Genomic DNA, 23,869 nt, shown 5'->3' with positions numbered 1-23,869 from the left:
GCTTTCCATCCTGACTGCCGATCACGGGCGATGCATGCTAGTCGATCCCGCCATCGGGGGGGACGCATCAAGGAGATCCGCCATCGAGACACCGTTGCCTTGCGAGCCTGGGACCCAACGGCGGGCGCTCGATCTGTTCGACGTCTATGTGCGGTTGCCGCGTTGGTGGCGGGCGAGAAAGCTTGCCCGACTGGCGGTGTCCGACCCCGCGTTGCATGCCGCGCTGTTGGCCCTGCTCGAGGCTGATCGCAGTGAGCACGTCATCGTTGACGCCCCGTTTCCCGAGATATCGGCGCTGTTGGACATCCAGGGTCCGCGACCCGAAAGCGATCCGCGTATCGGGACCAGAATCGGCGCGTGGGAGATCACCGGCGTCTTGGGGCGGGGGGGCATGGGCACGGTCTATCGTGCGCAGCGCTGGGATGCGCAACTGCGGCAGGTCGCTGCGCTCAAGTGCATCCGCGACGATCTGCTCTCGGCGGACCTGGTGGACGCCTTTCTCGCCGAACGCAACGTGTTGGCGGGTCTGACCCATCCCGACATCGTGCCGTTGCTGGACGGCGGCGTGGACGAAGCCGGTCGCCCCTGGTATGCCATGCAACTGATCGACGGGCTCGCGATCGACCAATGGTGCGATGCCAGGGCATTGTCGATCCGCGAGCGGGTCACATTGTTCGTCGAAGCCTGTGACCAGGTCGCCTATGCCCATCAGCGCGGCATCGTCCACCAGGACATCAAGCCGTCGAACCTGTTGGTGACCCACCAAGGCCGTCCACGGCTGCTGGACTTCGGGCTGTCGGTACTGATGGCGTCCGACGCGCTCGCGCCGACGCAGCGGCTGGCGATGACCAGTGGCTACACCGCTCCCGAGGTACTGGCGAATGGGTCGAGGGATGTGCGCGTGGACGTCTATGCACTCGGTGTGCTGCTGTGCCGACTGCTGGCGGGCGACGGCCCCTGCGCCACGCCGCTGGCATCGGGGACCCCGCAGGCGCCGTCGTCATGGGCGGCCGCACTCGATGCGTCGGCCGTCCGCGCGCGCGGCGCCTCATCGGCTGCCGCGCTGGTCAGGCAGTTGCGTGGCTCCCTCGATACCATCGTGCTGCGCGCTGTCGCCACCCGCCCTGAGCAGCGATTTGCAAGTGTCGAGGCGCTGACCGACGCGCTGACGGCCTGGTTGCGGCGCGTTGCACCAGTCCCTGCGTCGCGCCTGAAACGGGTTCTGGTGCCGGCAGGCGCCGCCATGGCGATGGTGATCGTCGGCCTGCTTGGCGGACATCTGTGGCGCGCAAGTCGGGAGGCGGCGATTGCCAGCCAGGCCGACCGGTTCTTCGAGTCCATGCTGGGCACGGCCGCGACGTCCGAACTGGGAGATTTGCCACCAGCCCGGTCGACATTGTTGGCCTCTCTCGAGTCGGGGTTACGCCGCCAGACCGGAGGCGCCGATGCAGCCGGCATGCGGGCGCGGGGATTGTCGGTGCTTGCGCGCAGTTGGGCCGTGGCCGGCGATTACCGGCGGGCGGAGCGGTTGGCGCGCGAAGCCGAATCGCTGATCGATTCGGGGAATCCTCTTGCCGCTGCCTTCAACCTTGCGACGCTGGCCCATCTCCAGAATCTCCAGGCGCAGCATGCCCAAGCCGAAGCGACCGTCGCGGTGGGCCTGGCGCGGTTGCCGGTCCGGCTGACCGATCAGCACCGGCTCGCCCACCTGCGGCTGCTCGCGCAGCGCGCGGTGGCCGAGTCGGGACAGGGTCGCTCGCAGGCCGCGTTCGCGACGCTCGATCAGGCGATCGGCGAAGCGGGGCGCCTGCCGCCGGCGGTGGCCGACAACATCACTGCGCAGTTGCTGACCCAGCGCGGAATCTGGCTGCGTTGGCGCATGCGGATGCAGGAATCGGAGGCCGACCTGCTGCGTGCGATCGCACTGACCGACGACACGGCCCCTATCCTGGCCGATGACGCCCGCGAATCCTTGATCCGCACCGTGCGCGCGTCGCGCCAGCCTGGGCGCGAGCAACGCGCGCTGGCGCTGGCGAACCAACTGATCGAGCGGCGGCGCGCGACCCTGGGCGAGCGCCATCCGCAGACCGGAATGGCCTTGGCCGAACTCGCCTTCATCCAGATCCTCAACGCCGATCTGGCCGGCGCAAGCGAGACCGCGGACCAGGCCGAGCGCATTCTGGCCGAGGCGCTGGGGGCGGACCATCCCGCTGTCGCGCGCGCGTACATGGCCCAAGGGCATCTGGCCGCGTATGCGCGCGACATGCCCCGCGCGTTCGAGCGGACCGGACGCGCGCTGCGTATCTACCAGCGGCACTATGGGCCGGATCAGGAGTTCACGCTCGAGGCGCGCTTCCTGATGGCCAGCCACCTTTGGGCGCGGGCCGGTGACGGCGCCGACGATCCCGACCTGATCCGGGCGCGCGATACGCTCGGGGCTGCGATCGCAAGCAGTGTCGCGGCGCACGGCGATGTCTCGGCGCATCACCGTGGTGGCTATGCGATGCTGCTCGCCACCACGGGTCGCAAGGCCGAGGCGGCGCGTCAGCTGGTGCTGGGCAAGCGCGACGCCGCGCGCCAGTTCGGGCCCGACAGCCAGGACGCGATGATGGTCCGCTTGGCCGAATGCGGATTTCTGGTGCGCTATGGCGAGAACGATACGGACACGCTCGCGGCATTGACCGGCCTGGAACGCGATGCGGCCGCAACCGGCACGATGTTCGCCGATGGCGTGTTGCACAGCGTGCTGGCAATGCAGGCACGTTGGCTGCTGAAGCGGCAGCGCCCCAACGAGGCGCTGGATGCTGCGCAGCGCAGCCGCGCGATCGCGATCAAGTTGGACAAGCCGGGCTTGATCGCCGATAGCGATGCGATGATCGACGCCGTACGGGCCGCACACCGCAGCGACGCCGCGCCCGTCGACCGGACCGCGGCGCGATCGCCTTAATCGACTGCGGCGGCCGGCGGTGCCGGTTCGGCGCGCACGGCTTCGGGGCTGACTTTCTCGATCGAATGCCGCAGCTCGCGGCCCAGGATCACCTTCGCGTCCTTGGCCAGTGCGGTCAGACGCTCGTCGAACACCAGCTTGCTGTTGCCGTCGAGCCGGACGAGGCCCAGTTCGCGCAGCTTCTGGATGAAGCCGCGGAACAGCGATTTGTCGAAGAACTCCGGTGCGGCCGGCGCGTAGAGCAGCGACAGGCGCTGCGCGGCCAACTGGCACAGGCCCTCGAGTTCGCCGGCGCCCAGCGTGCCCGGACCGTTCTTGGCCAGCACCGAGATCGCGATGTAGTAGCGCTCGAATGCCTGCTGCAGCGGGTGGCTGAGCGCACGCAGCCGGAACACCTCGTCGCTCTGTCCGGCGTTGCGGGCGTAGACCGGATCGCCGTCATGGTCGTCGGCGAGCGGTTCGAGCAGTCCTTCGCGCACGAAGGTGGCCAAGGTGCGCTCGATCCGGTCGGCGAAGGCATCCTCGGTCCAGGGCAGGAACAGCTCGGCCTGCAGGAACGGATACATCGTGCGCCCCAGGCGCAGCAGCGTATGCCGGCTCATGCGGCGGTTGTGCAGGAAGCAGCAGGCGATCCATGCCGAGGCGGTGTACAGGTGCAGCACGTTGTTGCGGAAGTAGGTCAGCAGCACCGCCTGCTCGTCGTCGCCGACCCGCAGCACATCGCCCAGCGGGTGGGCGACGCGTTCGAGCACGCCGATCTCCTCGCCGTGGGCGACGATCTCCGCCGGGGTGTGCGGCGTCAGCGTGACCCGGTCCGAATACGGCACGTCGTCGAGCAGCTGCTTGGACAGCGCGATCTGCGCCAGCAGGTCGGCTTCGCCCATCGCATGCTTGGGCGTGGACAGCAGCGCGAGCGAGAGCAGATTGATCGGATTGACGTCGGCGGCGCGGTTGATGTTGACGTGGATGCGCTGGGCCAGCACGTCGATCGTGCTCGCAAGCCACGCCGGCTTGGCGTCCTCGGGCACGGCGCGGCCGTCCCAGTCGGGCGCCAGTTCGGCGAGCACCGCATTGAGGTGGATCGGCTCGCCGAAGTTCACCACCACCTGGCCGTAGTTGCTGCGCAGCACCTGCGGAATGCCCCACAGCAAGCGCCAGATCGATTCCTTCTTCTTGGCCTTGCCCGACAGCTCGTCGAGGTAGCTGCTGCCCTCCATCAGCTTTTCGTAGCCGATGTACACCGGCTGGAACAGCACCGGCTTGCGCGGCTCGCGCAGATAGGCGCGCAGGGTCATCGCCAGCGCGCCGCCCTTGGGCGGCAGCAGCCGGCCGGTGCGCGAGCGACCGCCCTCGATGAAGTACTCGATCGAATAGCCGCCGCCGACCAGCTGCGCCATGTACTCGGAGAACACCGCCGAATACAGCGCATTGCCGCGGAAGCTGCGCCGGGCGAAGAACGCGCCGCCCTTGCGCAGCAGTGTGCCGATCACCGGCAGGTTGAGATTGACGCCGGCGAAGATGTGCGGCGGCACGATGCCGCGGCCGTAGAGCAGGTACGACAGCAGCAGGTAGTCCATGTGGCTGCGGTGGCTGGGCACGTAGACGATCTCGTGCCCGGGCGCGGCTTCCTTGAAGCGGTCCAGGTGGTGGACCAGCACGCCGCGGAAGATCCGGTTCCACACCGTAGTCAGCAGGAAGCTGGCCGAACGCACCAGCGGGTGCGAGTAGTCGGCGGCGATCTCGTAGGCGTAGGCGTGCGCCTTCTTCCAGGCATCCTCCGGCCGGCTGTTGTCGCGTCGCGCCTGGTCGGCGATCGCGTCCTTGACCGACGGCGCGGCGAGCACCTTGTCGACCAGCAGCCGGCGGGTCGACAGATCGGGGCCGATGATGGCCTCGCGCATGCGGTTGAAGTGCGTGCGCAGCACGCGCGAGAGCTTGCGCACCGTGCGTTCGGCGCCCAGGTCCTCGTCGAGCAGCGGCCGCACTGCGACCGGCTCGGCGAAGCGCACCAGCGTGTCGCGGCCGTTGAGCAGGATCGACAGCAAGCGACGGAAACGCCCGACGATCGTCCAGTTCTCCGAGAACAGCACCGAGAACCAGCCGTTGGCCTTGTCGGGCGAGCGACCGACGAAAATCGAGACCGGCACCACCTGCACGTCGAGCGTGGGATCGAGCCGGTGCGCCTCGAGCAGGCGCGAGAGCGATTCGGAATGCGTCGATTTCGATGGCGGCTTGCCGGCCGCCAGCGCCAGCGCACTGCCGGCGTTGCGCCGCGACAGCGCGACGTAGGCGCGCTTGCGCCCCAGCGGATCGCCGGGTAGCGGCTGCAGCGGCGACGGCAGGCCGGCGTCGCGGCAGGCGCGCTCGAGGATCAGCGCGTTCGACAGGCCGTAGTCCTCGAGCACGTAACAGACCGGGCGGTGGTCGACCAGCGTCTCCGGGGCCTGGGGTTCGACCTTCAGCCCGATCCAGGGGCGCAGGAGCCGGTCGAGCAGACCGGCCCACCATGGCCGGCGTGCGGCGCGGCGGGGCGTGGCCGCAGGGCGCGCCACCAGGGGCGTACGCGCGTCGGCGGCAGGGGGCGCATCGGCGGCCGGCGCCGGGCTCGCAGCATCCGCCTGCGGAGCCTCGTGCGCGGCGCGAGCGCCTGCATCGGCCGGTGCCGCGGTGGGTTCCGGCAGCGCGGCGGCGGGTACCGGGGCGGCGTCATCGCCGTCGCGCCGGGGGCGCGCGTCGTCGGGAAAGGGGAAGGTCGGTTGGTCGGGCATCGGCGGCATTATGCCCAAGCGGCTCCGCGCGGCGGGCGTCAGGGGCCCGGCGGGGGCGTGGCCGCGGTGCGGGCGTGGCGCAGGAAGTCGGACACGTACCAGCGCCCGGCCACGCGTTCGACGCCGATCTCGGCATCGATCGAACGGCCATCGAGCAGGTAGCGCAGCCGCACCCGCGCCTGGTCGCCGGTCTGCGAGGCCAGCGTTGGCGTGACGCTGTCGAAGCTCGCATCCAGATCCAGGCCATAGGCGCGCAATTGCTGCTTGGCGACCTCGAACACCGGCGACAGGCGGCGCAGCCCGGCCGCCATGCCGGCCCGGCCGAGGGCAGCGTCGCCGTCGAGGGCGCTGCGCCGGACCGCCGCGGTCAGTGCCTCGACGGTCTGCTGGGCGAGGGCGCGGTCGGCCAATGGCGCGCGGGCCGCCCACTCGCCGGTGGCAGCCACGAGTTGGGTGTAGTGCTGGCGTTCGTCGTCGCTGAACCCTGGCGACTGGGTCAGATACTGGGTCGCGAACACGGCCAGGGCCCGCGCCGTCGAGCGCAGCTCGCCGTCGGCGCCGGCGAACTGCCGATCGAAGGTCGCCAGCAGCGCGCGTTCGGCGTCCGCCGCGTGCAGCGCGGCCAGCGCCGCAGGAATCTGACCCGACAGCGGCAGCTCCGACAGTGGCCATCGGGTGCGGTCCTCGCGCCAGGCTTGCTCCAGCGCCGGCGCCAGATCGGCCGGCAGCGCATCGCGCGCAAACGCGGCCAGATCCCCGCCGCGCAGGTGTGTGGTCAGGACCGTGACCGCCTCGACCGGGGTCGCGCCGCCGGTCGGCGTCGCTGCGGTCTCGGGCGCGGGCCGGTCGCAGCCGCCCAGCCACAGCAGCAGCGGCAACAGCGCCGTGCAGGCACGATGCGGGCGCCGGCGGGGCCGGCGGCGGGTCGGCGCGTGCGCGTGCATCCGGCGATTCTCCTCGGCCCCCTCTGGCCGACCATCCTGCAATGGCCGGGTCGCTCACGACAAGTGAGCCGCCCGGGCCGCGCTCACAGATCGTGCGTGACCCAGCCGCGCGGGGTGTCAGCGGCCGCGGCATCGAGCGCGGCCTGGGCGATCTCGTCGGGCGTGCGCCCGGCGCGCCAGGCCGCGGCGATCGCGGCCAGCCGCTCGCGCGTGGCGCGGGTGTAGGCGCCTTCCAGTTCGTTCTGGGCATCGGCGGCAAGCTTCTGCGGATACAGCGTGCGGGCATCCTCGCTGCGGTTGAGCAGCGCGATCATCCGCGCCAGGCTCTTGCGGAAGGTCTGCGCCGACAATGCGGTGCGCTGGGTCCGCTGCAGATGCCAGACCGTCAGGTACTCCACCGGCCCGAGCAGGCGGCGCGGTGTACCGCCGAAGAACTGGCCGGAGAACGCGCTGGCCGCGACCGGACCGCTGGCGTCGGGCAGGCGGGTCGCGCCCCACGAACTCAGCGCGCCGCCGGGCAGGTCCATGCGACGCAGCGCGGTGCCGAAGGTGTCGGCGACCAGGCGTTGCGCGTGGGCGTCGTCGCTCTCGGCGACCACCTGCAGCAGGCGCAGGAACAGCGGATAGCGGTCCTCGCCCAGGCGCCGTGCCAGTCGCTTGAGGACGGTCAATCGGTACTCGGGATCGGAATGCGCAGCCAGTGCCGACACCAGGCGGTCGGCGGCGGCACGCAGGGATTGCGCGGAGGGCACGGCGTTCATCGAAGGACAGCCAACAAGGACGACGGCACTCTAGCGCGTCGTGCGTGCGTCGCCCTAGCCGAGGGCGTCGAGGATCGCGTCGGTGCCGTGATCGGCGGCAGCGGCCAGGTCCAGGCCGGCGAGTCGGCCTTCGAACGCGCGGTCGCCGGCGAACAGCCGCGATCCGGCCGGGACATCGTCCCATGCGACCGCATTGAGCATGTCCTCACCCGGATCGGCCTGCGGACCGCGGGCGGCCAGCGCGCCGTCGGCCTCGCCCAGACCGACGAGCCCGCTGCCATCGGGCTGGCGCAGGTCGTCGAATGCGACCTGGCTGCCCAGCCGTTCGAGGCTGGCGGCGGTGAAGCCGGTGTTGGAGGAGATACCGCTCATGCCGTGTCCGCTGGGATCCGTGGAGGCCGCTCGTGGCGACGATGGCGCGACTGTAACGCCGGTGCCACATGCGGGCTATCTCGGGCTGGCCCTAGGGGGGCGCGCCCTGGCCGGCGGCTGGCCATCTCAACATGAATGCATGATGGCCGGCCCCCGGCGTTCTTGTTCTCCGCGCACCGCGCGATGCCTGCGCGCTGCGTGCTAGCCTCCAGATCCCCGTGATGCGCCGGTGCAGGCCCGCATGGCAGAGCAGAACGAAGGCGCCGACAAGACCGAACAGCCTACCAGCAAGAAGCTCAAGGACGCCCGCAAGGAAGGCAATGTCAGCAAAAGCCGGGAACTGACCAGCACCGTGCTGGTGATGGGCTGGCTGGTCGGCGGCTGGCTGTTGATGGGCTTCATGTTCCGTCGCGTGCGCGGACTGTTCGAGCAAGCGCTCGAGGTCTTGAATCAGCCCTTCGACATCGCGCTGCGCACCGTCGTGCCGTTGGCTGCGCAGGTGTTCCTGTCGATGACTCTGCCGCTGCTGTTGATGGCCGTGCTGCTGGGGCTGCTGGTGGAGTTCCTGCAGGTCGGGCCGGTGGCCTCGATGAAGAAGGTCACGCCCGATCTGTCGAAGATGAACCCGGTCAGCGGCATCAAGAAGATGTTCTCGATGGACAATCTCATCGAGCTGATCAAGTCGATATTCAAGAGCGTGGCGCTGATCGCCATCGGCGGTTTCGTGCTCTGGGGCATGATCCCCAGCCTGCTGAACCTGCCGTTCGCTCAACCCGCCGCGATCGGCAGCGCGATCTGGCATGCGCTCAAGTGGATCGGCATCTGGACGATCTTCGTGTTCTTCTTCGTCTCCGCGGTCGATGCCTCGTACCAGAAGTTCTCCTACATCAAGAAGCTGCGCATGAGCCGGCGCGACATCAAGCAGGAGGTCAAGGAGAACGAGGGCGACCCGTACGTCAAGCAGCGGCGCAAGCAGTTGCACCAGGAATGGTCGCAGCAGAACATGCTCAATGCTGTCCGTGGATCGAGCGTTGTCGTGACCAATCCCACCCACATCGCCGTCGCCCTGCAGTACGAACAGGGCACCGACGACCTGCCGCTGGTCGTGGCCAAGGGCGAGGGGCACATGGCCGAGGAGATCCGGCGTGTGGCCGAGGAATCGGGCGTGCCGATCCTGCAGAACGTGCCCTTGGCACGCGGCCTCAATGCGCGTGTGGAGATTGACGACTACATCGGCAACGAATTCTTCGAGGCCGTCGCCCAGGTGCTGTACTGGGCCGAGGGCATGCGCGCGGGCGAAGCGCGCCCCGAGCCGCCCGAGTTCGTGCCGCCCGAGGACATGCGCGAGGAGATCGGCCTGGCGGCCGAGCCGGCGCCCGCACCGCCGCTGGCCGACGACCCCTCGATCCTTCAGCGGTTCGAGGATCCGCGCGATCCGATGCGCTGACGGGATCTGATTTCGAGCGTTGTGGCGTGCGCGCGGCGTGACTGCTGCAAAATTGCGGATCGGATAGGGATATCGTGTCTGGCGGGGTTCGGAGTGGCGCGAAAGGGCTACGCTCGTTGCCGTTGCCGTTGCCGTTGCCGTTGCCGTTGCCGTTGCCGTTGCTTTGCGCATTTGATGTTCGAGCCGTAAAGCGAGCCGAGCATCGCAGGGCGGCGGGGCCGACGAGCAGCCCATGTCTGAGCGCAGCGAGTTTGGGCTGCGTGCCCCGTCGTCCGAGAAGCGCAGGGGCCTGCCGCAGCTTTATGCGGCAGATCGCGTCCGGCGACGGCGGTTTTGCTTACTTTTGACAAGACAAAAGTAAGCCGCGCGAACGGCGCGGAAGCTCTGTTCTTCGCATTCGATTCTGTTGCCGAGGGAAAGCGAACAACGCAAGTGCACGGCTTTCGCCCGCTACGCGTGCGAGTTCCTTTTTGAAGGACCAAAAAGGAACCAAAAAGTCCCTTCGCCGGACGCGATCCGATGCGATGAAGCCGCATCGGTCCCCTGCGCTCCTCGCCTGACGCGGCACGCAGCCCAAACTCGCTGCGCTCAGACATGGGCTGCTCTTCGGCCACGTCAGGCTCCGGTGCTCGGCTCGCTTTACGGCTCGAACGTCAAAGGCTGGAAGCCACAGCCACAGCCATAGCCACAGCCACAGCTGAAGCCAATCGTCGCGGCCTCAGCCAATCCCAGAGCTCCCAAAAGACCCAACGAAAGAATCAACACACGCGCAAATCAATGCGGCTTCAAGCGCTCGCGCGGAACGGCGGCGGAGACACAGCCGACGCCTACGTGGCGCGATGCGCCATGAAGGCGAACGGCTAGCCGCCGAATGCGCTCTTCAAGGCGTTCACCAGTCCGCTGTTGTCGACCAGCCGGCGCATCACGATCTCGACGAACACGCCGAGCATCAGCAGGATGATCGCCGTCGCCAGCCAGGCCTTGATCGGCATCGTCAGCGCGAACACGTTGAGCTGCGGCGCGTAGCGGTTGACCAGGCCGAACGACAGGTCGATGACCAGCAGGATCACCATCGCCGGGGCTGCGAGCAGCAGCATCGCGGTCATCAGATAACTGAACTGCCCGACGAACAAGGCCATGCCGCTGAGCCGGATGTCGGGGAAGAAACTCATGACCGGCCACACCGTGTAGCTGGTCATCAGCAGGTCCAGGAACACCAGGAATGCGCCGCTGGCCATGAACAGCCACGACGAGAGCTGCGACAGGAACTCGCCATGCAGCGAGGTCTGGTGGCCCTGGATCGGATCGAAGATCTGCGCCATCGACATGCCCACCTGGGTGTCGATGATCACGCCGGCCGAGCTGATCGCCCAGAACACGATGCCGTAGCAGAACCCGATCGAGATGCCGATGAAGGTTTCCTTGAGCACGATCGCCGACCAGTGCGCGGTGCCGGCGGCCTCGATCGGCGGCGCCCCAGCCAGCGCGATCGGGATTGCCACGATCGCCAGACTGACCATGAAGCTGTTGCGCACCATCGCCGGCACCGTTTCGGTGGTCAGCAGCGGCAGCATCAAAAACGCCCCCGCCACGCGCGGCAGCGTCAGCGCGAGCGCCAGCAGCGGGTTCTGCGCGAAGTCGAACATCAGCGCCGGACGAGGCCGGGGAAGTCGAGGAAGATGCGGTCGGCGAACACATACAGCGTGCCGCCGATCAGCGATCCGGTCACAAACAGCATGATGACCACGGTCAGGAATTTCAGCGCGTAGGGGAACGTCTGCTCCTGCAACTGCGTGGCCGCCTGCAGGAACGCGACCACCAGGCCGATCAGCGCCGCAGCCGCGACCGGTGGTCCGGACAGCAGCAGCACCAGCCACAGTGCTTCCTTGGTGAACTCCAGGACGTCGCCCATCAGGTCGTTCCGTAAGTGAGCACGAGGCCGTGGACCAGCTTGGCCCAGCCGTCGATCAGCACGAACAGCAGCAGCTTGAACGGCAGCGACACGGTCGTGGGCGAGAGCATCATCATGCCCAGTGCGAGCAGGATGTTGGCCACGACCAGGTCGATGATCAAGAACGGCAGGAAGATCAGAAAGCCGATCTGGAACGCGGCGGTGAGTTCACTGACCGTGAAGGCCGGGACCACGACGATGAAGTCGTCGGGCGTCAGGTCGCCGCGACGCTCGGCCGGCAGCATGCGCTGCACGCTGCGCAGGAAGAACGCACGTTCGGCATCGCTGGAGTGCTGGATCAGGAACGTGCGCAGCGGCTCCTTGCCGGCGTCGATCATCGTCAGCAGCCGGTTGGTGTCGAATGCGCCGCTCGCCGCCGGGGCCGCGCTCGGCGCGGCCGGCTGGGTGATCTCTTCGGCCAGCGCCGGCAATGCCGGCTCGCGCGCTTCGGGCGGGTCGTTACTCGAGCCGCCACGCACCGCGCTGAACATCGGATCGGGCGCCGGGCCGCGGGCCTGCGCTTCGGCGGCCAGGCCATCGGCGGCCGCCGGGCTGGTCGCAGTCGCTTCGGCCTGCGGCGCGGCGGTCGGGGCGGCGGGCCGGACTTCGATCGCGCGGCCCTCGCGCACGGCCTGCTGCTGGGCGCGCGCATCGATCTGCCGCTGCACCGACGCCGGCGGCGGACGCCCTTCGAGCCGTGCCTCGACGGCGGCGTTGACGTCGAGGATCACCGGGTACATCACGTAGATCGACAGCACGATCGCCAGGCCGTTGATGACCACGTTGGGCGGCACCTGCTGCAACCCGAGCGCGTTACGCAACAGGCTCAGCACCACCACGATCTTGGTGAAAGAGGTCACCATCACCGCCACGAACGGCGCCAGCGCCAGGCTGACCACCGTCACCAGGACGAGAGCAGGCGAGAACGTGCTGAAGTCCATGCCTCAGCTCCAGGACAGCAGGCGTACGCCGAGCGTGTCGCCGACCGCGACCAGTTCACCCTGGCCGGCGACACGGCCGTTGGCGCGGATCGTCACGTTCGCCCCTTCCAGATGTGCAGGTAGGGCGAACACATAGCCCGGCTGCAGGCCGGCGACATCGCCCAGCCGCAGCTCGACCTTGCCCAGCTCGAACGCCACCTCCACCGGCAGGCGGCTGGCCGGGTCCTCGACGGGCGCGGGCGCCTCGGCGGCGGGGGTGTCGGGGGCGTCGGTGTCACTCATCGGGGCACTCTCCTGGAATCGGGGTTGGGGGCTCGGGGGGCCGTCGATCCGCCAGCCCTCGGCGCCGGGCCGGATCGGCCAGCGCAGGCCGACGGCCTCGGCGTGCAGCGTCGGCTGGCGGGTCGAACCGACGATCACCACATCACCGGGGCGCAGGTCGCGCAGATCGGCGGCGGTCAGCGGCGGGCCGGCCAACGCCAGCGACACGGCCGCCGGCAACTGGCGCCAGTGGCCGGTATCGGCGGCTGCGGCATCGGTCGCCGCGTCGCGGCCGAGCGCGGCGGTCAGCCAGTCGACGCTCGCGCGCAGGCTGCCGGTCAGCGACGCGCCATCGTCGGCACGCAGTTCGAAGTCGACCCAGACCACATCGAGCGCCGGTGCCGGCGGCGGGTCGGGCAGCGGCAGCAGCGAGGTGCCCAGCGCCTCGCTCAGCCGCACCAGCGCGGCCTCGTGCGCCAGGCTCCAGGCGAGCACGCGCGCCCGTCCCTGGTGGTCCTGCCAGCGCAGCGCATCCTCATCGGCCACCGCCGGTGCTGCGCTCAAGCGCAGGCCCACCCGGCTGCCATCGGCATCGAGCTCGAACACGCCCGCCGGATCGCCGGGGCGGCCTTCGCGCAGGACCAGCGTGCCGGCGGCCGACGGCCACTGCCGGCGCCGACGATGCAGCGCGCGCAGCGCCTGCGCCTGGGCGGCGGTCAGGTGGGGAATGCGCTCGCGCAGCGGAGTCGCAGTGCGAGGCGGCGTCGATACGCCCGAGTCAGCCATGTCCAAGCGCCACCTTCATCAGTTCGGGCAACGAGCGTACGCCCAGTTTGCTCATCATGTTCGCGCGATGCAGTTCGACGGTCTTGATGCTGATCCCCAGGATGTCGGCGATGATCTTGTTGGGCTTGCTGGCCACGACCAGGTCGAGCACCTGGCGCTCGCGCGGGCTCAGTTTCGCCAGCGCCTCGCCCTGGGGCGCGCCCGCCTGTCGGCGCTCGCGGCGCAGTGCATGGCCGATCGCCTCGACCAGTGCCTCGTCGCTGAAGGGCTTTTCCAGGAAATTCGACGCGCCCTTGCGCATCGCCTCGACCGCCAGCGGCACGTCACCGTGCGCGGTCACGAAGATCAACGGCAGCGAGGAGCCGCGGCGCAGCAGTTCGTCCTGCAACTGCAGCCCGCTCATCTCGGGCATGCGGATGTCCGAGACCAGGCACTCGTCGTCGCCGTGGCGGGTGCTGTCGAATACGGTCAAGAACGCGGCGGCGGATGCGAACGCCCGCACCTCGAAGTTCGCCGTCTCCAGCAGCCAGGCCGTGGAGTCGCGGAAGCCATCGTTGTCGTCGACCAGATAGACGCAAGGCGTGCCGGGCATCGCTAGATCCTCCTGTCGGGCGTGGGCAGCGTGAAACCGAACACGCTGCCGCCGCCATCCCTGGCCTCGAAGAATAGCCGGCCTTCGTGGTACTCGATGATCGACCGACAGATCGCAAGGCCAATGCCCAAGCCATCGGATTTGGTGGTGTAGAACGGCGAGAACAGCTGCTCGCTCTGTGCCGGGCTCAGGCCCGGGCCGCGGTCGCAGACCCGGACCTCGATCTCGTCGTCCAGGTTGACCCGGGCCTCGATCCGCAGGCCGCGCTGCGCGGCGGGGACCTCGCGCATCGCCTCGATCGCGTTCTTGACCAGATTCAGCAGCACCTGCTCGATCATCACCCGGTCGGCATAGACCGGCGGCAGGGCGGCCGGCAGCGCCAGTTCCACGCGCAACTGCTGACGCTCGGCTTCCAGCCGCAGCAACTCGAGCACGGTGTCGACGATCAGCGGCAACTCCTGGGCGTCGCGACGCGGCTCCCGGGCGCGGACGAACTCGCGCACGCGTGCGATCACCGCGCTCGCATGCTCGGCCTGGGTGCGCGCGGCCTGCAGCGCGCGCTCGACCTGGACCGGGCCACCGGCCTGGCCGACCAGCCGCAGGCTGCCGTTGAGGTAGTTCACGATCGCCGCCAGCGGCTGGTTGAGCTCGTGCGCGAGGGTGGCGGCCATCTCGCCGACCGACATCATTCGCGAGGTGAACAGCAGCTTCTCCTGCTGTGACTTGTGCGAATCCAGGGTCTCGATGCGTTCACTGATGTCGACCGCGGTCAGCAGCGACAACGCTTGGCCGCCGCAGTCGAGGTCGCGCCAGTGCAGGGCATACCAGCGGCCGCTGTGCGGCGCGCGCACCTCCTCACCGCGCGCCTCGCCGGTCAGATCACCATACAGGCTGGCCAGCAATGCATCGCGTTGGCCGTGGCCGGGCAGCGCGCCCAGATCGGCAGAGAAGCGTGGATTGGCGGCCACCAGCGCGCCGCTGCGCCGGTCGAAGGCGGCGCACGCGAACGGCACAGCCGCCAGGACGGCGGCCAGCGCTTCGGATTGCGCGCCGCGCCCGGCTGACCGCGAGCGGCTGGTGCGCGACGGGCCCGTTGCCCCTGTCATGCGGCAGCGGCGGCCCGCACAGCGCTGATAACGTAGGCCGGCACCGCTCCGGTGCGCACCCGCCAAGATGCCATGACCCGTGCCGCCTGCCCGTCCCGTTCTTCCGCACTGCGCCGGGCATCCGGCCTGCTGGCCATCGCCTGCTGGCCGGGATGGGCCAGCGCTGCGCCAGCCGCCCCGGCTGCGCCGGCCAGCGACTCCTTCGTCGGCGAAATGCTGGCCATCGTGCTGCCTTTGGTCTTCATCATCGCTGGCCTGCTGTTGCTGTTGCGGCTGCTGCGCCGTCGTTATGGGTTGTCGAGTGGGGACACGCCGCTGACGGTGGTGCAGATCCTGCCGGTCGGTCCCCGGGAACGGCTGGTGGTGGTGCGGTCGCGCGCGGGCCGATCGTTCGCCATCGGTGTTGGCGCCCAATCCGTGACGTTCGTCACCGATCTGGAGGCCGATGACCTGGCACCTGCCAACGAGACGGCAACGCGCACGGACGCGCGCTTCAATATCGCTGGAGATCGTTAAGCCTGCGTGACGTCCGGCGTCACCTCGGTCCAGCCCAACGCCGCGGCCTTCACATTGCTTGCGCCCGGCTTTGCGACACGCTTGCAACATCCGGTTGACCACTTCCTAACATCCATAGGGTATCGTACAAGGGCAAAAAGTGACGCACGAGGTCAGGGGCAGATGCGCCGAATGAAGTCCAGATTGCGCGGAGTGCGGAATTGCGCGGTGCCCGCGTCACGGCGCGTGCCTGCGTGTCTGTGCCAAGGGGCGGCCGCATGAAGGCCCTGCTCGCCACCCTGACCGGCGCGCCCGCCGGCGCCGCGCCCCGCGGCAAGTTCGGCTACAGCGACGTCATCCTGGCGTTCGCGGCGGTCACCATCATCAGCGTGATGATCCTGCCGCTGCCGCTGGTGATCATCGACACGCTGGTGGCGGTGAACATCTCGATCGGGTTCGGCCTGCTGCTGCTAGGCATCTATATCCCCACGCCGGTCGCGTTCTCCAGCTTCCCGAGCGTGCTGCTGCTGACCACACTGTTCCGGCTGGCGATCTCGATCGCGATCACCCGTTCGATCCTGCTGCACGCCGAAGGCGGTCACATCGTCGAGACCTTCGGCACGCTGGTCGCCGGCGGCAATCTGGTCGTCGGTCTGGTGGTCTTTTTGATCATCACCGTGGTGCAGTTCATCGTTATCGCCAAGGGCGCCGAGCGCGTGGCCGAGGTCGCCGCGCGCTTTACGCTCGATGCGATGCCCGGCAAGCAGTTGTCGATCGATTCCGACCTGCGCGCCGGCCTGATCGACAAGGACGAGGCGCGCCGCAAGCGTCGCCTGCTCGAGACCGAGAGTCAGCTGCATGGCTCGCTCGATGGTGCGATGAAGTTCGTCAAGGGCGACGCGATTGCCGGCATCGTCATCATCCTGATCAACCTGCTTGGCGGCCTGGCCATCGGCGTGCTGCAGAAGGGCATGCCGTTGGCCGAGGCGACGCACGTCTACAGCATTCTGACCATCGGCGATGGCCTGGTTTCGCAGATCCCGGCGATTCTGGCGACGATCGCCGCCGGCCTTGTCGTCACCCGCACCACCGGCGAGATCGACGACCGCCACCTGGGCGATGCGATCACCCGCCAGGTCGCGGGCCAACCGCGCGTGCTGCTGATCACCGGCATCCTGGCCTTGCTGATGACCCTGGTGCCCGGCTTCCCGTGGCTGGTCTTCCTGTTCCTGGGCGTCGGCCTGCTGACCCTGAGCGCCTGGCGTTACCGCCACCAGTTCGAACTGCTGCGCCGCGCGTTCCGGGTCAGCGAGGAAGAGGTCGTGGCCGAAGCGCAACAGGCGACCGAGCGCGACGATCTGGCGCCGCCGGCGCCGCTGCAGTTGCAGGTCTCACCGGCGCTCGCCCAGGCGCTGGGCGCGCACAACCTTGAGGTGCGCATTGCCGAGACCGCGCAGCGCCTGCGCGAGGAATACGGCGTGCCGGTACCGGCGCCGTCGATGCGCATCGTGCCGACCCTGGCCGACGACGAGTACCGCCTGACCGCGTTCGGCGCGCGCATTGCGACCGGGCGTCTGCGCACCGACGCCTGGCTGCAGCCGCAGCCGGCCAGTGCGGCCGGTGCGGCCAAGCAGCCGGGTTTCTATCCTGCGGTGATCGCCGGCGAATGGACCCAGGCGCAGGCCGATGGCGCGCAGGCGCCCATCGACGTGCTCGCCCACCATGCCGATGCGGCGATCCGCCGGCGCATGGGCGGCTTCCTCGGCATCCAGGAAACCTCGAACCTGTTCGCGCGCATGCAGCGCGATTACCCCGACCTGGTCAAGGAAATGCTGCGCGTGGTCGCGCCCCAGCGCGTGGCCGACGTGCTGCGGCGGCTGTCGGAAGAAGGCGTGCCGATCCGCAACCTGCGCGATGCCTTCGAGGCGATCACCGATGTCGGTGGCCGCGAAAAGGACGTGGTGCTGTTGACCGAATATGTGCGCGTCGCGCTCAAGCGCGAGATCGCCGATCGCTATTCAGACGACGAGCGCAGGCTGCATGTACTGTTGATCCATCCCGAACTGGAAGACAAGCTGCGGCAATCGGTCCGCGTGGCGGGCGGTGCCAGCCAGCTTGCGATCTCTCCGGAACTGGCCGGACGGCTCGGCAACGAGGTGCGTGCGCACCTGGGCCGGCAAGCCCCCGGCGTGCGACCGGTGCTGTTGTGTTCGCTGGACGTGCGCAGACATCTGCGCAAGCTCATGGAGGTCGATTTCTTCGACCTGCCGGTGCTCTCGTACCAGGAACTGGCACCGGATCTGCGCATCGTGCAGGCGGGGCAGATCAATGCGTGACCATGTCGTATCAAACCGGGGCGCATGCCGCCGGGCCGCACGGATGTTCGCGGTGCCGCGCGCAGCGTACGCCAAGCGAGGACACTCATGACGCAACGCAACGACAATCCGACGCGGCCCGTGCACCAAGTGCTGCGCATCGTCGACGGCCTGCACGCTGGCGCAAGCCGTGTGCTTGGCGACGAGGAAATGATCCTGGTGGGCAGCGGTGAGGACTGCGATATCGTCCTCGCCGACGACGGCGTGGCCAGCCACCATGCGCTGGTGACGCTGGTCGGTGGCCGGTTCCTGGTGCGCGCGCTCGATGCGCCGGTCCAGGTCGGCGCCACCCAGGTCGAGCCCGGCGATCCGGTCGAACTGGCCACTGTGCAGCCAGTGCGACTGGGCGAGGCCGCAATCGCGTTCGGCCGCGAGGACGATCCGGACTGGGACGGCTTTGTGACCGTCTTCGCGCCGCCCGATGAGGCGGCGCCGCGGCGCTCGGGTTTCGTGCGTCGGCTGCCCCTGATTGCCGGCATCGCCGCGCTGTCGCTCGCCTCGCTGGCGATCTTCGCTGCGGTGCTGCCGGGGTCGCAGACCACGGTCGATCCGCGCGATCGGCTCGATGCGTTGCTCCAGGAGCACCGGGTGACGAATCCGGGCATTTCCGATGGCGTCGATGGACGGCCGTCGGTGACCGGCGCGGTCGACAGCGCCGCGACGCTCGAACGGCTGCGCGCGCAGCTCCAGGCCGAAGGCATCGCCGCGTCGCTGCAACTGCGTACCGGCGAGAACATCGCCGCCGACGTGGCCGAGATGTTCCGCGGGCACGGCATTCCGGTGAAGGCCCGCTACACCGGCAACGGCGATGTCGAAGTGGTCGGCGAGTTCGAAGACGGCGCCGAGATCGAGCGCCTGGCCCGCTCGCGGGCGGTCAGCGAGATCTCCGGTGTCGCGCGCATCCTGCCGCGCACGCCCGACGGCCAGGTGCCGCGCACCGCGTCGCAAGGCCTGGCGCCCGAAGAGCCCCCGCCGCACATCGTCTCGATCGTGCGCGGCGAAGACCCGCATCTGATCGCCTCCGACGGCCGGCGCTTCGTGCCCGGCGACGAGCTGCCCGGCAAGGGGCGGCTGATCTCCATCGGCGCGTCCGCCCATGTGCTCAATGCGCGCGGCGACCTGGTCAAGATCACCCCCGGCCCGGTGGCCACGCTCGACGACACCGCGACCGCGTCGGCGCCGACCGGTGAGCAGGTCGATCCACGCTTCACACAGGTCGTCGCCGGCGTCACGGCCGGCAGCCGCGGCGTTGTCGCGACGGCCCGCAACAGTGCGGCCCACGGCGGTCCGGCCGCCACCACCCAGTAACCCCAAGGCGCATTGCGCCGCGTTCGTTGCCTAACACCCCTTTGCAGACGACAGGAGCCACGACATGACCACCATCTCCAACGACGCGATCGGCAACTTCATCGGTCGCGCATCGATGCACAACGATCAGAACACGCTCCGCGGCACGCGCACCGGCGGTGCGGGCGGCGGCAGCTCGAGCTGGTACGAGGCGATGTCGCGTGCCTGGGGCCAGACCCTCGACGCGCAGGCCACACGCATCACCAACCTCTCGGACGTCATCGGCCAGGGCGGCGATCAGCCGTCGAACGTGGTCGCACTCACCGCCGAGAGCCTGCGCATGCAGTTCCTCTCCAACAATGCCTCGACCTCGCAGAACAGCGTCGGCCAGGCCCTCGAGACGCTGGGTCGCAAGCAGTAAGCGGCACGCGCCAATCGTTCTAAGGAGATCATCATGGTGGACGCAATCCAGGCCGTCGGCATCGAGCCCGCGGCACAGGGGGCAGGGGCACCGGGCGGTGGACAACCCGTCGCCGATGCCTATGAAGTCAACCAATTCGCCGAGGCGATGAATCGTGCCGGTGGCAGTCCATCGGCCGCCAACGCGACGCCCGACGTCGCCAGCGTCGGCGCGTCCGAGCCCTCGGAGGGCATGCGGATGCTGATGTCGGCGGTCGACAACCTCAACGGTGGTGCCGAGAGCATCAACTCGCTGGCCAAGACCATGACCCAGAACACCGGGGAACTGACGCCTGGCCAGGTCATCGAGATGACGATGAAGTCGCACCACTTCCTGTTCCAGTGCGAAATGACATCGAACGTCGCCAACCGCACGTCCGACGGCATCCAGCAGCTGTTCCGCCAGCAGTCCTGACGAGGTGACGTGGATGCGTCTTTCCAACCGTAATCGATGGTCGGGCTGGCTGGTCGTGCTGCTGGCGTGCTTGGTGCTCGCCGGCTGCGGTGGCAGCCCGTTGTACAGCGCGCTCGAGGAGCGGCAGGCCAACGAGATGATGGGCGCGTTGATCGGCTCGGGCATCCAGGCCAAGAAGAAGCCCTCGGCGACCAAGGTCGGTTGGGACGTCGTCGTAGCCGAGAGTGATATCCCGCAGGCGATGGCGGTGCTGGAGGCCCGCGGCCTGCCGCGGCAGCACTATCAGAACCTCGGCGACATCTTCAAAAAGGAAGGCTTTGCGTCGTCGGCCACCGACGAACGCGGCCGCTACATCCACGGCCTGCAGCAGGAGATCTCGCACACGCTGAGCATGTTGCCGGGTGTGGCCAACGCCCGCGTGCACATCGCGCTGCCCGAGCGCGATCCGCTCGGTGGCTCGACCGGCAAGACGTCGGCGGCGGTGTGGATCTTCGAGCAGCCCGGTGCCAGCGTCCGCGACCGCGAGGCCGACATCAAGATCGTGGTCAAGGACGGCGTCGAAGGGCTGACCGACATCAATCAGGTCTCGGTCAAGTTCGTGGCGATGCCGGCGCCGCCGGAGGCCGGACAGAGCGGTGGCACTGCGATGGCGCTGTCGGCGGTGAGTCCGCTGGCGATCGGCATCGCGGCCGCGGTGGTCGTGATCATCGCACTGCTGCTGGCGTTCGGCAGCCGTCTGCGTGGGCGTAGTGCCGCACCTGCGGAGCCCGCACCGAAGCGCTGGCAGGGCTGACCGTGTCGCTGCGGGCGCTGCTGGCCGAGGTGCATCCGGCCTGGCACGGGGCCGGCGATGGCGGGCTCGATCCCGCCCTGCTGCGTCGCGCCTGTGACAGTGCATTGGGGCGTCGCCTGTTGGCCAGCGCGCTCGCGGCCGGGCCGGCCTCGCATCTGCTGGCGCCTTCGCCCGACGGCCCCGGCGCGCTGATCGCGCGCTGGAGCCGTGTTCGTCTGGACGCGCTGCATCGCGATTTGGGCGTACTCGCCTACGCACCCGCGATCCGTGCAGAGATCGGACGCGAACCGGTGCGCCGGCTCAAGTCGACGCTTGGCAGCAGCTATCTGCTCGCGCTCGATCGCAGTGTCTGGGATGCGAAGGTCGAGCCGGATGTCCACACGCGACTTGCCGATGCCCTGCGCCACGCGCTGTCCGCGCACGATGGCACGACGACACTGCTGCGGACCTTCGCAATTCAGGGCCGGGCCGAACTCCAGGCCTGGGCCAGCCATCGCGATCCGGCGCTCGCACAGTGGGCGCGCTTGCTCGAAGCGCCCGAGGCGCTGCCGCCTGCACACTTGCCCGAGAAACCCGTGCTCGTGGTACAGACCCATCATCAGAACCGCGCCGTCGCCGCCTGAGCGGCGCGGATCACCGGAGTTTCGAACGCGTATGTCGACCGCCGCTTCTCCCCAACGCCACCGATCCGAAGGCAGCGCCGCTGTCTTCGAGCGCCGCCAGTTCCAGCGCGGCGTCGCGGGGCCGATCGTCCGCGCCGCGGAGTGGCGGTCGCTGGGTGAACTCGATGCGCTGCTCGAACGTGTCAACGCCCTCTACGACGAAGCGGGCGCGGAGGTCCAGAAGGCGCGTGAGCAGGGCTATGCAGAGGGGTTTGCCGAAGGGCTGGAACGGGCCAAGCAACAGATGACCGAGCAACTCGCCTCGCTCAACGAGCGTCGCGCACGCGTGTTGGCCGAGGCTTCAGGCCGGATCGGCGATCTCGCGTGTGCGATCGTGCAGCGGCTGGCGCCCGGCTTCGATGCTGCTGCCGTCGTGCCCACCCTGGTGATGCAGGCGGTCGAGTCGGCGCAGGCCGAGCAGTTCCTGATGATCCGCGTCCACCCCTCCGCGCGCGAGCGTGTTGCCGAAGGTCTGGGCGCGGTGCGCCAGGCGCATCCGGGCGTCGGTCTGATCGAACTGGTCGACGACGAAAGTCTCGACCCCTTGAGCTGCATCGTGGTCTCGGAGGCCGGCGAAGTCCGCGCCGGCGTCAGCCAGCAGATCGAGGCGATCCGCGCCGCATTGGCGCAGGCGAGCGCGCACGTGGCCGCGCCATGACCGCCGATCTCGCCCTGTCGGCACTCGATGCCGTCGGCGCACCGGCGCCCGCGCACGACCCGCTGCTGCATGCGCTGGGCAAGGTCCAGGCGATCGAGCGCGTCGGCCGGGTCAGCGAGGCCTATGGCACGCTGATCAAGGCGACCGGTCTGCGCGCGGCGATCGGCGAGCTGTGCCATCTGCGCAATCCCGGCGACAACCGCTTCGAGCTGGCGGCCGAGGTCGTCGGTGTCTCGCGTCAGCACACGGTGCTGACTCCGCTGGGGCCGCTCGACGGCATCGCCGCGACGACCGAGGTCTATGCCTCTGGCCGCCAGGCGTCGGTGCCAGTCGGCGATGGCCTGCTCGGGCGCATTCTCGATGCCCACGGCACGCCGATCGACGATCTTGGGCCGATCGGTGCGACGGTCGATGCGCCGATCTACGCCGCCTCGCCCAATCCGCTGCGCCGCGCGCTGATCGAGCGGCCGTTCTCGACCGGCGTGCGTGCGATTGACACCGTCATGACCGCCGGCGAAGGCCAGCGCATCGGCATCTTCGCCGTCGCCGGCGGCGGCAAGAGCACGCTGCTGGGCATGCTCGCCCGAGGCGGGGATGCCGACGTCAACGTGGTCGTGCTGGTCGGCGAGCGCGGCCGCGAGGTCAACGAATTCATCAACGACAATCTCGGCGCGGCCGGCCTGGCCAAGTCGGTCATCGTCGTCGCCACGTCCGATCGGCCTGCGCTGGAGCGCAGTCGCGCCGCGTGGGTCGGCACTGCGGTTGCTGAGTATTTCCGCGACCAAGGCAAGCGCGTGCTGCTGCTGGTCGATTCGGTCACCCGCTTTGCGCGCGCGCTGCGCGATGTCGGCCTGGCGGTCGGCGAACCGCCGGCCCGGCGCGGCTTTCCGCCCTCGGTGTTCAGCGAGCTGCCGAAGCTGTTCGAGCGTGCGGGCAACAACGACAAGGGCTCGATCACCGCGTTCTACACCGTGCTGGCCGAGGATGAGGATGGCGGCGACCCGATCGTCGAGGAAGTGCGCTCAATCCTCGACGGCCACATCGTGCTCTCGCGCAAGCTCGCCGCTGCCTACCATTACCCGGCGATCGACGTGCTCACCAGTCTCAGCCGTACGATGCCCAGGGTCGTCGAGCAGCCGCATCTGCGCGCAGCCGGGCAGTTGCGCAAACTGCTGGCCAAGCACCAGGACATCGAACTGCTGGTGCAGCTGGGCGAGTACAAGCGCGGCACCGATCCCGACGCCGATCTTGCGATCGAGAAGATCGGCGCGATTCGCGCGCTGCTGCAACAATCCGAACACGAACTGGTGCCCTTCGACACGTCGTCGGCGGCCTTGCGGAAGTTGTTCGCATGAAACGCTATCCGCTGCAGACGCTGCTGCAACTGCGCGCGCATCGCACCGAGGCGGCGCGGCGTGTGGTGCTGGACCGACAGCGCGCACTGCAGCAATGCCAGGACGCCTGTCAGCGGATCGAAGGCGAGATCGACGACCTGCGCACCTCGCGCGCGCAGCATCGCGCGCGGTTGCTCGACCCACCGCCGGCCGGCGTGCCGTGGCCGGCGGCGCTGAGCCAGCGCGAGCTCTACATCGAACTGATCGGCGAGCAGATCTTCGGCGCCCAAGCGCGCCTGGCCAAGGCCCAGGATGCGGTGCGCGAGGCCGAGCAGGCCCTGCAGGCTGCGCGCGATGCGTTCTTCCGCGCCAAGGCCCGCGAGGATGCGCTGGAGAAGCGGCGCGATGTCTGGCGCGGGGAACAACGCGGATTGCAGGCGCGCCAGGAAGAGGCCACCGCCGAAGATCTGATGCAGGCGCGCCACCTGGCGCGCCGCTAGCCAAGCGTAGGAGAC

22 protein-coding genes are annotated in these 23,869 nt (G+C 69.0%); 12 read left to right on the top strand and 10 right to left on the bottom strand.

Annotated features, from left to right (window positions below):
• Positions 1-94: 94 nt before the first annotated feature.
• Entirely contained in the window at positions 95-2,947 is a 2,853-nt protein-coding gene (locus WAF18_RS00340) for a protein kinase (protein ID WP_337243337.1), read from the top strand.
• Here WAF18_RS00340 and plsB read toward each other — a convergent pair.
• The 4 genes from plsB to WAF18_RS00320 form a co-directional block, all read right to left on the bottom strand.
• Positions 2,944-5,724, bottom strand: coding sequence for a glycerol-3-phosphate 1-O-acyltransferase PlsB (gene plsB, locus WAF18_RS00335; RefSeq protein WP_337243336.1), 2,781 nt, complete (start codon positions 5,722-5,724; stop codon positions 2,944-2,946). The genes WAF18_RS00340 and plsB overlap by 4 nt on opposite strands.
• A 29-nt stretch (positions 5,725-5,753) precedes the next feature.
• Positions 5,754-6,659, bottom strand: a complete 906-nt coding sequence (locus WAF18_RS00330) for a hypothetical protein (RefSeq protein WP_337243335.1) — start codon at positions 6,657-6,659, stop codon at positions 5,754-5,756.
• An 83-nt stretch (positions 6,660-6,742) separates the two neighbouring features.
• Positions 6,743-7,420, bottom strand: coding sequence for a hypothetical protein (locus WAF18_RS00325; RefSeq protein WP_183425278.1), 678 nt, complete (start codon positions 7,418-7,420; stop codon positions 6,743-6,745).
• A 54-nt stretch (positions 7,421-7,474) separates the two neighbouring features.
• Positions 7,475-7,792 (bottom strand): hypothetical protein, encoded by a 318-nt coding sequence (locus WAF18_RS00320; protein WP_183425279.1) that lies wholly within the window; start codon positions 7,790-7,792, stop codon positions 7,475-7,477.
• Positions 7,793-8,033: 241 nt separating this feature from the next.
• Between WAF18_RS00320 and sctU the strand changes: the two genes are divergently transcribed.
• Entirely contained in the window at positions 8,034-9,239 is a 1,206-nt protein-coding gene (gene sctU, locus WAF18_RS00315) for a type III secretion system export apparatus subunit SctU (protein ID WP_337243334.1), read from the top strand.
• 860 nt (positions 9,240-10,099) lie between these two features.
• Here the strand turns inward: sctU and sctT are convergent.
• Genes sctT through WAF18_RS00285 form a run of 6 tightly spaced genes read right to left on the bottom strand, consistent with a single transcriptional unit; the run spans position 10,100 to position 14,876 of the window.
• Positions 10,100-10,885, bottom strand: coding sequence for a type III secretion system export apparatus subunit SctT (sctT, locus tag WAF18_RS00310; RefSeq protein WP_183425281.1), 786 nt, complete (start codon positions 10,883-10,885; stop codon positions 10,100-10,102).
• Positions 10,885-11,151: a type III secretion system export apparatus subunit SctS gene (gene sctS / locus WAF18_RS00305; protein ID WP_047136761.1), complete on the bottom strand. Its 267-nt coding sequence runs from the start codon at positions 11,149-11,151 to the stop codon at positions 10,885-10,887. The genes sctT and sctS overlap by 1 nt, the downstream gene beginning before the upstream one ends.
• Positions 11,151-12,131, bottom strand: coding sequence for an EscR/YscR/HrcR family type III secretion system export apparatus protein (locus WAF18_RS00300; RefSeq protein WP_337243333.1), 981 nt, complete (start codon positions 12,129-12,131; stop codon positions 11,151-11,153). Before WAF18_RS00300 ends, sctS begins: the two co-directional genes overlap by 1 nt.
• Positions 12,132-12,134: 3 nt before the next feature.
• Positions 12,135-13,178: a type III secretion system cytoplasmic ring protein SctQ gene (gene sctQ / locus WAF18_RS00295; protein WP_337243332.1), complete on the bottom strand. Its 1,044-nt coding sequence runs from the start codon at positions 13,176-13,178 to the stop codon at positions 12,135-12,137.
• On the bottom strand, positions 13,171-13,770 hold the full coding sequence (locus WAF18_RS00290; RefSeq protein ID WP_183425283.1) for a response regulator: 600 nt from the start codon (positions 13,768-13,770) through the stop codon (positions 13,171-13,173). The genes sctQ and WAF18_RS00290 overlap by 8 nt, the downstream gene beginning before the upstream one ends.
• A 2-nt stretch (positions 13,771-13,772) precedes the next feature.
• Positions 13,773-14,876, bottom strand: a complete 1,104-nt coding sequence (locus WAF18_RS00285) for an ATP-binding protein (RefSeq protein ID WP_337243331.1) — start codon at positions 14,874-14,876, stop codon at positions 13,773-13,775.
• A 72-nt stretch (positions 14,877-14,948) separates the two neighbouring features.
• Here WAF18_RS00285 and WAF18_RS00280 point away from each other — a divergent pair, with 72 nt between their 5' ends.
• From WAF18_RS00280 to WAF18_RS00235, 10 genes are all read left to right on the top strand, one after another.
• A complete protein-coding gene (locus WAF18_RS00280; RefSeq protein ID WP_337243330.1) occupies positions 14,949-15,392 on the top strand; it encodes a flagellar biosynthetic protein FliO in 444 nt (147 codons plus the stop codon).
• A gap of 257 nt (positions 15,393-15,649) precedes the next feature.
• Positions 15,650-17,707, top strand: coding sequence for a type III secretion system export apparatus subunit SctV (gene sctV / locus WAF18_RS00275; protein WP_337243329.1), 2,058 nt, complete (start codon positions 15,650-15,652; stop codon positions 17,705-17,707).
• An 87-nt stretch (positions 17,708-17,794) separates the two neighbouring features.
• Entirely contained in the window at positions 17,795-19,054 is a 1,260-nt protein-coding gene (locus tag WAF18_RS00270; protein WP_337243328.1) for an FHA domain-containing protein, read from the top strand.
• Positions 19,055-19,118: 64 nt separating this feature from the next.
• The gene (locus WAF18_RS00265; RefSeq protein WP_183425288.1) at positions 19,119-19,454 is read left to right on the top strand and encodes a hypothetical protein; all 336 of its coding nucleotides are present in this window, start codon (positions 19,119-19,121) and stop codon (positions 19,452-19,454) included.
• Positions 19,455-19,487: 33 nt separating this feature from the next.
• A complete protein-coding gene (locus tag WAF18_RS00260) occupies positions 19,488-19,907 on the top strand; it encodes a hypothetical protein (protein WP_337243327.1) in 420 nt (139 codons plus the stop codon).
• A gap of 13 nt (positions 19,908-19,920) precedes the next feature.
• Entirely contained in the window at positions 19,921-20,700 is a 780-nt protein-coding gene (gene sctJ, locus WAF18_RS00255) for a type III secretion inner membrane ring lipoprotein SctJ (protein ID WP_337243326.1), read from the top strand.
• Positions 20,701-20,702: 2 nt separating this feature from the next.
• Complete coding sequence (locus tag WAF18_RS00250) at positions 20,703-21,323, top strand: hypothetical protein (RefSeq protein WP_337243325.1); 621 nt, start codon at positions 20,703-20,705, stop codon at positions 21,321-21,323.
• 31 nt (positions 21,324-21,354) lie between these two features.
• A complete protein-coding gene (locus tag WAF18_RS00245; protein ID WP_337243324.1) occupies positions 21,355-22,020 on the top strand; it encodes a FliH/SctL family protein in 666 nt (221 codons plus the stop codon).
• On the top strand, positions 22,017-23,375 hold the full coding sequence (locus WAF18_RS00240) for a FliI/YscN family ATPase (RefSeq protein ID WP_337243323.1): 1,359 nt from the start codon (positions 22,017-22,019) through the stop codon (positions 23,373-23,375). Before WAF18_RS00245 ends, WAF18_RS00240 begins: the two co-directional genes overlap by 4 nt.
• Positions 23,372-23,854, top strand: a complete 483-nt coding sequence (locus WAF18_RS00235) for a hypothetical protein (protein WP_337243322.1) — start codon at positions 23,372-23,374, stop codon at positions 23,852-23,854. The genes WAF18_RS00240 and WAF18_RS00235 overlap by 4 nt, the downstream gene beginning before the upstream one ends.
• The last annotated feature ends 15 nt before the right edge of the window (positions 23,855-23,869 follow it).

The organism is Luteimonas sp. gir, assembly GCF_037198055.1.
GTDB lineage: Bacteria > Pseudomonadota > Gammaproteobacteria > Xanthomonadales > Xanthomonadaceae > Luteimonas > Luteimonas citri_A.
The sequence above is the reverse complement of the archived record's forward strand: the minus strand, read 5'-3'. Positions and strand labels throughout refer to the sequence as shown.